Origin of the sequence: Citrobacter sp. EC_71, from assembly GCF_019584005.1 — a bacterium.
Taxonomy (GTDB): domain Bacteria; phylum Pseudomonadota; class Gammaproteobacteria; order Enterobacterales; family Enterobacteriaceae; genus Citrobacter; species Citrobacter werkmanii.
The window spans coordinates 192,537-205,746 of record NZ_VDAY01000009.1 but is presented as its reverse complement, the minus strand read 5'-3'; the positions used below and the strand labels follow the sequence as shown (position 1 = coordinate 205,746).

The 13,210-nt window shown below is 53.0% G+C and carries 10 protein-coding genes and 3 tRNA genes; 6 read left to right on the top strand and 7 right to left on the bottom strand.

The window, feature by feature from the left end; genetic code table 11:
- Nucleotides 1-145 precede the first annotated feature (145 nt).
- Genes frdD through frdA form a run of 4 tightly spaced genes read right to left on the bottom strand, consistent with a single transcriptional unit; the run spans nt 146 to nt 3,436 of the window.
- Entirely contained in the window at nt 146-502 is a 357-nt protein-coding gene (gene frdD, locus FHD02_RS12585; RefSeq protein WP_003025535.1) for a fumarate reductase subunit FrdD, read from the bottom strand.
- A 10-nt stretch (nt 503-512) separates the two neighbouring features.
- Nucleotides 513-908: a fumarate reductase subunit FrdC gene (frdC, locus tag FHD02_RS12580; protein ID WP_006686290.1), complete on the bottom strand. Its 396-nt coding sequence runs from the start codon at nt 906-908 to the stop codon at nt 513-515.
- A gap of 10 nt (nt 909-918) precedes the next feature.
- The gene (gene frdB, locus FHD02_RS12575) at nt 919-1,653 is read right to left on the bottom strand and encodes a fumarate reductase iron-sulfur protein (RefSeq protein ID WP_006686291.1); all 735 of its coding nucleotides are present in this window, start codon (nt 1,651-1,653) and stop codon (nt 919-921) included.
- Nucleotides 1,646-3,436, bottom strand: coding sequence for a fumarate reductase (quinol) flavoprotein subunit (gene frdA / locus FHD02_RS12570; RefSeq protein WP_038636496.1), 1,791 nt, complete (start codon nt 3,434-3,436; stop codon nt 1,646-1,648). The genes frdB and frdA overlap by 8 nt, the downstream gene beginning before the upstream one ends.
- A 324-nt stretch (nt 3,437-3,760) precedes the next feature.
- On the opposite strand from frdA, the gene epmA reads away from it, so the two are divergent.
- Together epmA and yjeM are read left to right on the top strand one after the other, a co-directional pair.
- The gene (gene epmA / locus FHD02_RS12565; protein ID WP_003830517.1) at nt 3,761-4,738 is read left to right on the top strand and encodes an elongation factor P--(R)-beta-lysine ligase; all 978 of its coding nucleotides are present in this window, start codon (nt 3,761-3,763) and stop codon (nt 4,736-4,738) included.
- A 213-nt stretch (nt 4,739-4,951) separates the two neighbouring features.
- Nucleotides 4,952-6,454 carry a glutamate/gamma-aminobutyrate family transporter YjeM gene (gene yjeM, locus FHD02_RS12560; protein ID WP_137361603.1) on the top strand — a complete coding sequence of 501 codons (1,503 nt, stop codon included), beginning with the start codon at nt 4,952-4,954 and terminating at the stop codon, nt 6,452-6,454.
- Nucleotides 6,455-6,536: 82 nt separating this feature from the next.
- Here yjeM and mscM read toward each other — a convergent pair whose 3' ends face one another.
- The 3 genes from mscM to rsgA all read right to left on the bottom strand — a co-directional run bounded on the left by mscM (nt 6,537) and on the right by rsgA (nt 11,982).
- Entirely contained in the window at nt 6,537-9,851 is a 3,315-nt protein-coding gene (gene mscM / locus FHD02_RS12555) for a miniconductance mechanosensitive channel MscM (protein ID WP_220393916.1), read from the bottom strand.
- A 17-nt stretch (nt 9,852-9,868) separates the two neighbouring features.
- The gene (gene asd, locus FHD02_RS12550; RefSeq protein WP_061382723.1) at nt 9,869-10,837 is read right to left on the bottom strand and encodes an archaetidylserine decarboxylase; all 969 of its coding nucleotides are present in this window, start codon (nt 10,835-10,837) and stop codon (nt 9,869-9,871) included.
- 92 nt (nt 10,838-10,929) lie between these two features.
- Nucleotides 10,930-11,982 (bottom strand): small ribosomal subunit biogenesis GTPase RsgA, encoded by a 1,053-nt coding sequence (rsgA, locus tag FHD02_RS12545; RefSeq protein ID WP_170972957.1) that lies wholly within the window; start codon nt 11,980-11,982, stop codon nt 10,930-10,932.
- A gap of 105 nt (nt 11,983-12,087) precedes the next feature.
- Between rsgA and orn the strand changes: the two genes are divergently transcribed.
- The 4 genes from orn to FHD02_RS12525 all read left to right on the top strand — a co-directional run bounded on the left by orn (nt 12,088) and on the right by FHD02_RS12525 (nt 13,120).
- On the top strand, nt 12,088-12,633 hold the full coding sequence (gene orn / locus FHD02_RS12540; protein WP_006686300.1) for an oligoribonuclease: 546 nt from the start codon (nt 12,088-12,090) through the stop codon (nt 12,631-12,633).
- A 185-nt stretch (nt 12,634-12,818) separates the two neighbouring features.
- Nucleotides 12,819-12,894 (top strand) — tRNA-Gly (locus tag FHD02_RS12535).
- A gap of 37 nt (nt 12,895-12,931) precedes the next feature.
- A tRNA-Gly gene (locus FHD02_RS12530) sits at nt 12,932-13,007 on the top strand.
- Between the two features lie 37 nt (nt 13,008-13,044).
- Nucleotides 13,045-13,120: transfer RNA gene (locus tag FHD02_RS12525), tRNA-Gly, on the top strand.
- Nucleotides 13,121-13,210 lie beyond the last annotated feature (90 nt).

Here is a 13,210-nt window from a genome sequence, read left to right as displayed (position 1 = left end):
AATCGAGCAGGTCATTGAGAAGTGGCATAAGAAAACGGCTCCCTGTAGTGGAAGCCGTTATAGTGCCGCAGTTTAAGGATCGGTCAACCGATCCTTAACTGATCGGTATTGCGCCAATGGCGGGCCTGATAGTTAACGCATGCGATTAGATGGTCAGGATACCAATGGCCGTTACAACGGTCAGGATAGCTGCCAGTCCATAGAATACCCATTTGCCAGCAGGCACGTGGATTTTCAGGTCATGCATCGCGTGGTGCATACGGTGTAAACCGCACCACAGCGGCAGGACAATCATCAGGAACAGGAATGCGCGACCGATAAAGCTCTGCGCGAATGCCAGGACGCGTTCATAGCTGAAGGCATCAGGAACAAAGCCCAGCGGCAGCATAATGCCTACCAGCAGGATCATTACCGGCGCAATGATTGCGCTCCACATACCGCCTGCACCAAACAGGCCCCAGAATACGGGTTCGTCAGAGCGTTTTGGATTTGGATTAATCATTCCGGACTCCTTACCAGAACAGGGCAACAAACAGTATTACTACTGTCGCAACCACAGTAACCGCCCAAAGCCCTTTGATGATTGGCTCTGGCCCCATTTTTTCGTCTTTTACGATGATGTTGGCCGCTTTCGGCGCCAGCTCAAACCAGGTCTTGGTATGCAGCAGCGCGGCTGCCAGGGCGATGATGTTAAGGATCACCACCACCGGGTTCTGCAGGAACCCGACAAAGCCAGCCCAGGATTCCACACCGTGCTTAAGCGCAAACAGGCCGAAGATCAGTTCAATACTGAACCAGACAGCCGGAACGGCTGTGCCTTCACGCAGCATGTAAAAGCGATAAAACGGCAGTTTTTTCCACCAGGTGGACGTCATTGGCCGCACATAGGCGTTGCGTTTAGTCGTCATGTTGCACTCCTTAGCGTGGTTTCAGGGTTGCGATAAGAAAGTCTTTTGAACTTTCAACTTTACCCTGCTGAATGGCCGCAGCCGGATCGACGTGTTTCGGGCAGACTTCGGAGCAGTAGCCCACGAAAGTACAACTCCAGACGCCGTTCGGGCTGTTCAATTGAGCCATACGCTCTTTCTTACCGTGGTCGCGGCTATCTTCGTTGTAACGATGCGCCAGCGTAATCGCAGCCGGTCCAATGAACTCAGGGTTCAGGCCGAACTGCGGGCACGCGGCATAGCACAGACCACAGTTGATGCAACCGGAGAACTGATGATACTTCGCCATCTGCGCCGGAGTCTGGGTGTTTGGGCCCTGATCCGGTGTACGCGGGTTACCGATGATGTACGGTTTGATCGCTTCCAGGCTTTCGATAAAGTGCGTCATGTCGACGACCAGATCGCGCTCAATCGGGAAGTTGCCCAGCGCTTCAACCTTCATACCGTTGGTGTAATCACGCAGGAAGGTTTTGCACGCCAGCTTCGGCACGTTGTTGACCATCATGCCGCAGGAGCCGCAGATTGCCATACGGCAGGACCAGCGATAGCTCAGGTCCGGCGCCAGGTTATCCTTGATGTAGCCCAACGCATCGAGCAGAGACGTGGTTTCATCGTAAGGAACTTCGTAGAAAGCACTGTGTGGCGCGGTATCGGTTTCCGGGTTATAGCGCACCACCTCAACTTTCAGGTTTTTCATCTCAGCCATTCGCCTTCTCCTTCTTATCGGCTGCTTCCGCTTCGCCACCGTAAACACGTTTAGCCGGTGGCAGAGTGGTGATTTTCACGTCGCTGTATTCCAGGCGAGTCGTGCCGTCAGCATCGCGGAAGGCGAGGGTGTGTTTGAGGAAGTTCACGTCGTCACGCTCGGTGCAGCCTTCATCCAGACGCTGATGCGCGCCGCGGGATTCTTTACGCGCCAGAGCGGAGTGCGCCATACATTCAGCAACGTTCAGACCGTGACCCAGTTCGATGGTGTACAGCAGGTCGGTGTTGAAGACGCTGGAGGTATCAGTGATACGCACGCGCTTGAAGCGCTCCTGCAGCTCAGCCAGCTTATCAACGGTTTTCTGCATGAGTTCCGGCGTACGGTAGATACCGCAACCTTCTTCCATGGAGATCCCCATTTCGTCACGGATCTTAGACCAGTTTTCGTTACCTTCCTGGTTAACCAGATCTTTCAGACGTTTTTCAATACCGGCAACCTGTGCATCAAGCGCGGCACTGTTTGCAGCGCCAGCCGTTGCAGCACGTTCCGCAGCCTGCTCGCCGGCCATACGACCGAAGACCACCAGTTCCGCCAGGGAGTTAGAGCCCAGACGGTTAGCGCCATGCAGACCAACAGAGGAACATTCGCCGACAGCGAACAGACCTTTAATGCGGGTTTCACAGTGCTGATCGGTTTCGATACCGCCCATGGTGTAGTGTGCGGTCGGACGTACCGGGATCGGCTCTTTAACCGGATCGACACCCACGTAGGCTTTCGCCAGCTCGCAAATGAACGGTAAACGTTCGAGCAGTTTTTTCTCACCGAGGTGACGTAGGTCGAGGTGAACCACATCGCCACGCGGAGTGGAAATGGTGTTGCCTTTGCGCCATTCGTGCCAGAAAGCCTGAGAAACTTTGTCGCGCGGACCGAGTTCCATATATTTGTTTTTCGGCTCGCCCAGTGGGGTTTCCGGACCCATGCCGTAGTCTTGCAGATAACGGTAACCATTTTTGTTGACCAGAATACCGCCTTCACCACGGCAGCCTTCAGTCATCAGGATACCGGAGCCTGGCAGACCCGTCGGGTGATACTGAACGAATTCCATATCACGCAGCGGAACGCCGTGGCTCAGCGCCATGCCCATACCGTCGCCGGTTACGATGCCGCCGTTGGTGTTGTAACGGTAAACGCGACCTGCGCCGCCCGTTGCCATCACGACTGCGTTAGCACGGATCTGCACCAGCGTGCCTTCCATCATGTTCATCGCGACGACGCCGCGAGCATGACCATCGTCAACCAGGATATCCAGAACGAAGTGTTCGTCAAAGCGTTGAATCTGTGGGAACTGTAAAGACGTTTGGAACAGCGTATGCAGCATGTGGAAGCCGGTTTTATCCGCGGCAAACCAGGTACGCTCGATTTTCATGCCGCCGAAGCGACGTACGTTGACGCTACCGTCTTCACGACGGCTCCATGGGCAGCCCCATTGTTCCAGTTGCGTCATTTCAGTTGGGCAGTGGTGGACAAAGTAATCCACGACATCCTGCTCACACAGCCAGTCTCCGCCTGCTACCGTATCGTGAAAATGGTAGTCAAAGCTGTCATGATCCTGCGCGACAGCAGCAGAGCCGCCTTCGGCAGCAACGGTATGGCTGCGCATTGGGTACACTTTTGAGATCAGTGCGATTTTAGCGTTGGGATTTGCTTGTGCGGCAGCAATTGCAGCACGTAATCCCGCGCCACCGGCGCCTATAATGGCAAGATCGGCTTGAAAGGTTTGCACGACATTCCTCCAGATTGTTGTTATTTCATCCCCGCCTGAACTCAGATGCTTCATCGGCTTCAAACAGGTTATGAACGCGTTTCCACTGCTCCTTTATAGGTACAATAGTATAGTCTTAGGGATGTGCGGGAAATTTGACGTGTTCGATTTTTTTAGCGTGTCAAAGGGGGGAATTATCATTGAATTTGATTAATTTAATTACTAAACCACCCCATATCGCTTTTTTTACCCGATTGCCTGTGCTGATTACTACCGCGTGAAATTTGTCTCGTTAGCGCGATACGAGTAGACTTCGTGCCCTTGTCTTAAATCGGAGAAACAACCATGAGCGAAACGGCAACCTGGCAGCCGAGCGCGTCCATCCCCAATCTGTTAAAACGTGCAGCAATTATAGCGGAGATTCGCCGCTTTTTTGCCGATCGTGGCGTGCTTGAGGTTGAGACCCCTTGTATGAGTCAGGCAACGGTAACGGACATCCATCTGTTCCCGTTCGAAACACGTTTCGTCGGCCCTGGACATTCCCAGGGAATGAATCTCTATTTAATGACCAGTCCGGAATATCACATGAAGCGCCTGCTGGTGGCAGGATGTGGCCCGGTATATCAACTGTGTCGCAGCTTTCGTAATGAAGAGATGGGGCGTCATCATAACCCTGAGTTCACCATGCTCGAGTGGTATCGTCCCCACTACGATATGTATCGCCTGATGAATGAAGTGGATGATTTGCTCCAGCAGGTGCTGGACTGCTCTCCGGCGGAAAGCCTTTCTTATCAGCAGGCCTTCCAGCGTCATCTGGAGATAGATCCACTGTCTGCAGACAAAACCCAACTGCGGGAAGTGGCGGCTAAGCTGGATCTCAGCAACATCGCCGATACCGAAGAAGACCGGGACACCTTACTGCAACTGCTGTTCACGATGGGCGTTGAGCCGCATATCGGCAAAGACAAACCGACGTTTGTTTATCATTTCCCCGCCAGCCAGGCATCATTGGCGCAAATCAGTACCGAAGATCACCGCGTGGCTGAGCGTTTCGAGGTGTATTACAAAGGTATTGAGCTGGCGAATGGTTTCCATGAGTTGACTGACGCGCGCGAGCAGCAGCAACGGTTTGAACAGGATAACCGCAAACGTGCCGCACGCGGCCTGCCACAGCAACCTATCGATACCAACCTGCTTGAAGCGTTAAAAGTGGGCATGCCGGATTGCTCTGGCGTGGCGCTCGGCGTTGACCGTCTGGTGATGCTGGCGTTGGGCGCGGAAAGCCTGGCTGAGGTTATCGCATTTACCGTCGATCGCGCGTAATTCACGCTCTCTCAATACAAAGTGGCGGAGAAACCGCCACTTTGTAGCATATTTTTTCAATTACCCTCTAATAGCCACAATTTACATCTGGATGTTTGGTATCTTTCAGGTATCAATTCTGTGTTAATTTTTTATCGCTGAACTCCGCAATGAGAGCAGTGCCAATCGGTGAGCGGCGTTTGTTAAACGCTTGCCAGAGTAAGGGATGGTTTAATGACCCAAACAATAAAAAAGATGAGCCTGATTGGTCTCATCCTTATGATATTTACGTCTGTTTTTGGTTTTGCTAACAGCCCCTCCGCGTTCTATTTAATGGGGTATAGCGCGATTCCATGGTATATATTTTCCGCATTATTATTTTTTATTCCATTTGCTTTAATGATGGCGGAAATGGGTTCTGCCTATCGGAAAGAAGAGGGGGGAATCTATTCGTGGATGAATAATAGCGTTGGCCCACGCTATGCGTTTATCGGCACGTTTATGTGGTTTTCTTCCTATGTGATATGGATGGTAAGCACGGCGGCAAAAGTCTGGGTACCTTTTTCGACCTTCTTATTTGGCGCAGACATGACGCAGCACTGGCGTATTGCCGGGCTTGAGCCTACGCAGGTTGTCGGTCTGCTCGCCGTCGGCTGGATGATTCTGGTGACCTGCGTGGCCTCACGGGGGATTAATAAGATTGCCCGTATTACGGCTGTAGGTGGAATTGCCGTAATGTGTCTTAATTTAGTTTTGTTGTTAGTGAGTGTCGCTATTTTGTTATTAACGGGTGGCCACTTTGCGCAGGATATTAATTTTATCTCCTCGCCTAATCCGGGATATCAGTCCGGTCTGGCAATGTTGTCATTTGTTGTATTTGCTATTTTTGCTTACGGCGGAATTGAGGCCGTGGGTGGACTGGTAGATAAAACAGAAAAGCCAGAAAAGAACTTCGCGAAAGGGATTGTCTTTGCCGCTATTGTCATTTCTGTCGGTTATTCACTGGCGATATTTTTATGGGGCGTTAGCACCAACTGGCAACAGGTATTAAGTGATGGCTCGGTCAACCTCGGCAACATTACTTATATCCTGATGAAAAGCCTCGGGATGACGTTGGGTAATGCGCTGCACCTTTCCCCGGAAAGCGCGATGGCGTTGGGCGTATGGTTCGCGCGTATCACCGGTCTTTCTATGTTCCTCGCCTATACTGGCGCTTTTTTCACGCTCAGCTACTCGCCGCTGAAAGCGATTATTCAGGGAACGCCGAAGGCATTGTGGCCCGCGCCGATGACCAGGCTGAATGCGGTGGGGATGCCGACGACGGCAATGTGGTTGCAGTGTTTACTGGTGAGCCTGTTTATCCTGCTGGTTTCGTTTGGCGGCGACACGGCTTCCGCGTTTTATAACAAACTGACCCTGATGGCGAACGTCTCAATGACACTGCCGTATCTGTTCCTTGCACTGGCTTTCCCATTCTTTAAAGCGCGTACGGATCTGGAAAGGCCGTTTGTGATTTTTAAAACGCGGGCGGCGACGTTATTGACAACAGGCGTGGTGGTATTGGTGGTGACGTTTGCCAACGTGTTCACCATCATCCAGCCGGTGATTGAAGCCGGGGACTGGAACAGCGCATTGTGGATGACCGGCGGCCCGATCTTCTTCTCGCTGCTGGCGATGGCGATTTATCAGAACTATAGCCGTCGCATGGCCAACGAACCTGAGTGGGCGGTGGAGTAACCGTCCTGGCGTATCCGGCCTACAAAGAAGCATCTTCGTAGGCCGGATAAGACCATCCGGCATTTCTTGCCTGAATCATGCGCTACAAACTTCCCGCCGGGCGGCTGGCTCTGCCCGCAGAACTTAACGTTCTCCCTGTTTGTTTACCGCCAAGGCTCTCCAGACGCATCTGGAACGGCGGGAATGGCATATCAATACCGTGCTCGCGGAAGCCTGCCAGAATCAGCTGGTGGATCTCATGACGCAGCGGCATGCGGTGTCCCATCTCTGCGGCATAAATACGCAGTTCGAAGATTTGAATCCCTTGCTGCAGGTCTACCAGAAAGACTTCTGGCGCCGGGTTATCGATAACCAGCGAACAGCGCTGTGCGGCAGTCAGCAGAATCTGCGTAACCTCCTCGCTGTTAGCCTCTGACGGCGCCGGGATAGTTAACACCACACGGGTGACGGAATCTGACAACGACCAGTTGATAAACTGCTCGGTGATAAAGGCCTTATTGGGCACGATGATCTCTTTGCGATCCCAGTCGCTGATGGTGGTGGCGCGAGTATTAATTTTTGTCACACTACCGGTTAGATCGCGAATGGTCACCGTGTCGCCAATGCGAATCGGTTTCTCAAACAGGATAATCAGGCCGGAAATAAAGTTGGCGAAGATCTCCTGCAAACCAAAGCCCAGACCAACACCGAGAGCAGCCACCAGCCATTGCAGTTTGGACCACTCAATGCCGATCATCGAGAAGCCAACCAGACCGCCAATCAGCATCAGCAAATACTTGGTAATGGTGGTAATGGCGTAACCGGTGCCAGGGGTTAAATCCAGATGTTGCAGCAGCGCCAGCTCCAGCAGCGCGGGCAGGTTGCGCACTAACTGGGTGGTGATGATAAATACCAGTATTGCGATGAGCACCGCGCCCAGCGTGATTGGCTCTAAGCTTTCCACGCCCTGAACCGTAGAGGTGACATCCCACAACGAGATGTTTTCCAGGAAGCCAAATGCGGAATGAATTTCTGACCACAGCACAATGACTGAAAGCAGGGCGATAAGCATCAGAATTGAGCGCACCAGACGTAGCGATTGTGCGCTGATCGCGTCGAGATCCACTTCGCTTTCATCAACGTCAATTGCGCCTTCAAGACTGGTGGAGTGCGGCGGTTCTTCTTCACCTCGTGCACGCTGCGCCAGCATTTCGGCGCGTCGATGCTTGGCGCGGTCGAACGCCAGGCGGCGGCGCTGGATCAGCATCCAACGGCGAATAACGTGATACACCACCAGTAACAAGAACCAGATAGCCACGGACGTTTCCAGACGTGCCAGTAGAGCTTGTGATGTGGCGAGATAGCCGACTGCGGCCGCGAGGATGGCAATCAGCGGAGCACCCATCAACATATTCCACAGCATGCTGTTGACCATGTTATCGCTGTTGCCCTCTTTATCGAGGTACAGCGGTATCCCGGCGCGCTTCAGGCTCAGAGTCACGACCGCCAGTGCGCCGCAAATCAAGATAAAGCACAAGCGTCCCAATGAGGCGGAGAATTCCCGGTCATTGAGGTTATCAAACATGATTACCGCCATGATCAGCGGGACAATCAGCCCGATACTCATCAGGTAATAGTGCATGGCCTTCGCGACGCGATTACGCGGCCAGCCAAAGTGGGCAATGAACAGACCGTTAGGGCGTGCAAAGGTGGCGCAAATCATCACCGCCCACAGCATGGGCACCGTGGCGGTTACGCCATCGCCGATAGCGACGGCCAACGGATAAGGCCAGGCTTCCTGCAAGCCGTAACCCAGGGTGGCCCACAGTACCGGTAGCGGTGAGGCGACGAGTATCGACCAGAATACCGTGCGTATCGTCAGCCAGAAGTGGTCCTGGGTCACTTTACCCACCCGTGCGGACGAGCGTTCAAGAAAGCGGGTGAAGTGTTTGCGGGAAGAAAGGCTAAATCCAACCAGCACCAGCGCACCGAAAAGCGGTAGCAGTGTTTCCTTGCTGGTCAGCATCATGATGCTGGCTTTACCTAACTGATTAAAGGTATCTAATGAGATAAGACGCCGCAGATCCTGAACAATGTCGACAGGCCATGAGAGGGAGATAGGGCTGACGTCAGACGTCCAGAACAGATAGCGGTGTGTCGCTTCGTTGACCTCTTTTAGCGCATCTTCCAGTTGGCTATTGGAGACTTTTAGCTTGGTCAGTTCAAGGATCAGCGTATCGCCACCCTGTAACAGTGAGTTCAGCAATTCACGCTGAGTGCGCAACTGGGCGTTGAGGATGCTGCTCTGTTCCGCGGTCAGCGGTTGCCCATCGGCCTGATGGATCTGGCGCAGTTGCGGCTGTTTGTTGAGGAGATCCTCATAGCGCATGCGGTGTACGCGAAGCTGCGCCATTTCAGTATCTAACTGCTGAGGTTTGGGCATTTCGGGCAGACGAGATACCTGTGCGCGTAGTGCTTCTCCCAGCATATTCGAGACCCCAAGCCACTGGGATTGTTCGCGCAGCGTATTCAACGCCTGACGCACCTGCAGCGTTTGGCTGGTGGCCTGACGCTGTTGCGATGCGACCAGGTCCATTCGCTGTGCCTGTTGGTTTAAGGCCTGGGACAGTTCGCGGTTAACCTTGAACTGGTCAACAATGCCTTCGGGCAATCCCGCACTGTTTTCCGCCAGCAGTTCGGTGCTCTCCAGCGCTCGCTCAGCTTCACGCTGCCGCTGACTGTTGAGTTGATTACGTAATGCCTGCAGATAGGCGTCGAGCTGCTGGCTCTGTTTTTCTGCCAGTTCTGAGCGCATACGCGCCAGTTCCTGACGGTTGTTGGCGGAAAGCTGCGCCAGCTCCAGTTCATCGACCAGGGCTTTGAGTTTGGCTGATTCAGCCTGCATCGCCTGATTCTGCGCGGGATTGGCGTTGGCGGTACCAATACGCCGCTCAAGCTCATTTAGCTGGCGGCGGGCATCGGTTTGCTGTTGAGGGAGCTGGCTTAACGAGTCGGCGATTTCCCGGGCGCGATCCTGCTCCTGCTGGGCCTGACGACTCTTTTCCAGCAACTGACTGCTGACCTGGAGGATCTCCTGGTTTAACGCATCAGTTGTCAGTCCGCTTGGTACGTTGCGCGGTTCGTCACGCAGATTGCTAAGCTGTGCGCGTAGCGTTGCGGAGAGCTTGGGGAAGTTATCAATAACCTGCTGATATTGCGCAGCGCGCTCAAGAGAGCCTTTACGCTCCTCAAGGGCATTCAGTGCGGACTGGAGCGCCTCAACGGTTTCTGGCTGAGCGGGTTTCGCCGCCTTGGCCTGCTCCAGTTCCTGGGTGAGTTGTTTGGCGTCGGGGGCCGTCGCAGCGTACGCCCCCAGGCTGAGGCACCAGGCCATCAGAAAAGTGATAATCAGGCGCACAGCAGCGATTCCTATGTTTAAGTTTCGTCTTTTTTGTCGTCAACCAGCGGGCTGGCGTCGTGTTCTGCTTCGATCTCTTCTTTCGGCAGTGGGGCAGGTTCTGCCTCTGGCGTCACGAAAGTCTCGGTTGAGATGGCCATTGGCTGACCGATTTTCGTGACTGAGAGGTCCTGCAATTGCTCAACCAGGTTAACTTTGCCCGGTGCAAACAGGTTGATGACGGTAGAACCGAGCTTAAAGCGGCCCATTTCCTGACCTTTGAGCAGTGCCACTGACCCTTCGCTTTCGCCTTCCGGCCAGGTCCAGCGTTTAATTACGCCTTCACGCGGCGGGGTAATGGTGCCAGCCCAGACGGTTTCAATGCTGCCAACGATAGTTGCCCCGACCAGAATTTGCACCATCGGGCCAAACTCGGTATCAAACAGGCAAATAACGCGTTCGTTACGGGCAAACAGGTTCGGTACGTTTTGCGCTGTCAGGATGTTTACAGAGAAGAGGTCACCCGGCACGTACATCATTTCGCGCAGGATACCGTTACAGGGCATATGTACGCGGTGGTAATCGCGTGGTGATAAGTACGTGGTCACAAACGTACCGTTGCGGAATTTGTCCGCCATCTGGTAGTTGCCGGCCAACAGCGCTTCAAGCGTATAGCTGTGCCCTTTGGCCTGTAACAGCTTGTCTTCTTCGATGTTACCTAATTGGTTAATCACACCGTCAGCAGGCATCACCAGTACATTAGGATCGGTGTTAATTGGACGAGCTTCGTCGCGCAGGGGACGAACAAAGAAGTCGTTAAAGGTGCGATAGCTGGCTGTATCCGGCTTTTGCGCCTCTTTCATATCGACCTTGTAATATTTCACGAACAGATCGATCACCAGTTTGGTCAGCCATCCCGCTCGTTTGCTCGCACCCCAACCCGCCAGGCGAGTGAGCCATAGTTTCGGCAGAATGTATTGTAGCGAAAGCTTAAATGAGTTTAACAAGGTAGCCTCCAGGCCATAATTTGTTCCCGATCCGGCATACGGGCCGGATCCTGAAAAAGGGGGGACGATTCTAGCGATGCTTAGCTTAGTTGTCAGTTGTCTGTATCAGAAAAGTTTTTACGCGTTTTTACCTGCGCCATGCTTTCCAGGATGCGGTGATAATTTTCAAACCGAGTTTCGGCTATTTCCCCTTTTTCTACAGCCTCACGGATAGCACAGCCTGGATCGGTATCATGCTTGCAGTCGCGGTATTTACAATGACCCAGGTAGTCATGGAATTCGACAAAACCATGGGTGATTTGTTCCGGTTCCAGATGCCACAGTCCGAACTCGCGTACGCCCGGGGAGTCGATAACGTCGCCGCCATGTGGGAAGTGATACAGGCGAGAAGCGGTAGTGGTGTGCTGCCCAAGACCGGAGTTATCGGAGACATCGTTGGTCAGGATCGCTTCCTGCAGGCCGAGAAGATTATTGAGCAGGCTGGATTTACCTACACCCGACTGGCCAGCAAAAATGCTGATGCGATCGGTTAATGCTTCTTCAAGCGGTTTCAGACCGTCTTTAGTGCGGCTTGATACCATCAACACGCGATAACCAATGTTGCGATAGATATCCATCTGTTCGTTAACAAAGGCCATGCCCTCGGCATCCAGCAGATCGATCTTATTCAGTACGATAATCGGTTCGACGTGTAGCGTTTCGCAGGCAACCAGATAGCGGTCGATAATATTGAGTGACAGCTCGGGTAAGATGGCTGAGACAATAACAATCTGGTCGATGTTGGCAGCAATCGGTTTTACCCCGTCGTAAAAGTCGGGACGTGTCAGTACCGAGGTGCGCTCGTGTACCGCCTCTACGATGCCTTTGACATTTACGCCTTCTGCGGCCGCTTTACCTGGACGCCAGACGACGCGATCGCCGGTAACCAGCGAACGAATTGTGCGGCGGATGTTGCAGCGGTGAATGTCGCCGTCAGCAGATTCCACGTCGGCATGCATGCCAAAACGGCTGATCACGATGCCTTCAGCAGTTTCGCCAAACAGGTTGTCGTCATAGTCGGGCTTCTCCGCGGACGTTTTAAGACGACGCTGGTGATTGGCGTTCACACGGCGCTGTTGGCCTTTGGAGAGTTTATTCTTACTCAATCGGACTGGCTCCTGGTCGCCCATGATGGGCAAAACATTTATGATACACGCAATTTTAGATGAATATAGTCACACTGAATGTGACGCTGAAGGGTGGAAAATAGCATGAGTGCCAATGAAAACAACCTGATTTGGATCGATCTGGAAATGACAGGTCTGGATCCCGAGCGCGATCGCATTATTGAGATCGCCACGCTGGTGACGGATGCCAACTTAAATATTCTGGCTGAAGGACCGACGATTGCGGTGCACCAGTCCGACGAACAACTGGCATTAATGGATGACTGGAACGTACGTACGCATACCGGTAGCGGGCTGGTGGAGCGTGTGAAGGCGAGCACCATGGGCGATCGCGAAGCAGAACTGGCCACGCTGGCCTTTTTGCAAGAGTGGGTTCCGGCAGGAAAATCACCTATCTGTGGCAATAGCATCGGCCAGGATCGTCGTTTCCTGTTTAAATACATGCCGGAGCTGGAGGCGTATTTCCATTACCGCTATCTCGACGTCAGCACGCTGAAAGAGCTGGCGCGTCGTTGGAAGCCAGAGATCCTTGCTGGCTTCACCAAGCAAGGAACGCATCAGGCGATGGATGACATCCGTGAGTCGGTTGCTGAGCTTGCTTACTATCGCGAACATTTTATTAAGCTTTGATTTTATTCTCCGGTGGCTTGCGTCACCGGGGTTTTGACGCTAAATTGTTCAGCTTGATTGTAAAGTAATCACTTGAACGGATTTTCAAAAAAAACGTATTCAGGGGGGTTGCAGCTAAACGGATTTCTCGTATAATGCGCCTCCCGTAACGACGCAGAAATGCGAATTACGACAGCAACAAATTTGCGGGAATAGCTCAGTTGGTAGAGCACGACCTTGCCAAGGTCGGGGTCGCGAGTTCGAGTCTCGTTTCCCGCTCCAAAATTTGAAAGTGCTTATTAAGCACAGACGCACCCAAGCGGGAATAGCTCAGTTGGTAGAGCACGACCTTGCCAAGGTCGGGGTCGCGAGTTCGAGTCTCGTTTCCCGCTCCAAAATTTGAAAGTGCTTGTTAAGCACAGACACACCCAAGCGGGAATAGCTCAGTTGGTAGAGCACGACCTTGCCAAGGTCGGGGTCGCGAGTTCGAGTCTCGTTTCCCGCTCCAAATTCTTACCTCAAAAAAATATCCACAACGAAGAATCGCGTTGGGGACGTTTTGTTTCGTCGTTGACATACTCTTGTAAACAGACTTATC

What these genes read in the sequence shown, in the direction of transcription:
- frdD (WP_003025535.1), bottom strand. Translation starts at nt 502, where the DNA reads ATGATTAATCCAAATCCAAAACGCTCTGACGAACCCGTATTCTGGGGC.
- frdC (WP_006686290.1), bottom strand. Translation starts at nt 908, where the DNA reads ATGACGACTAAACGCAACGCCTATGTGCGGCCAATGACGTCCACCTGG.
- frdB (WP_006686291.1), bottom strand. Translation starts at nt 1,653, where the DNA reads ATGGCTGAGATGAAAAACCTGAAAGTTGAGGTGGTGCGCTATAACCCG.
- epmA (WP_003830517.1), top strand. Translation starts at nt 3,761, where the DNA reads ATGAGCGAAACGGCAACCTGGCAGCCGAGCGCGTCCATCCCCAATCTG.
- yjeM (WP_137361603.1), top strand. Translation starts at nt 4,952, where the DNA reads ATGACCCAAACAATAAAAAAGATGAGCCTGATTGGTCTCATCCTTATG.
- orn (WP_006686300.1), top strand. Translation starts at nt 12,088, where the DNA reads ATGAGTGCCAATGAAAACAACCTGATTTGGATCGATCTGGAAATGACA.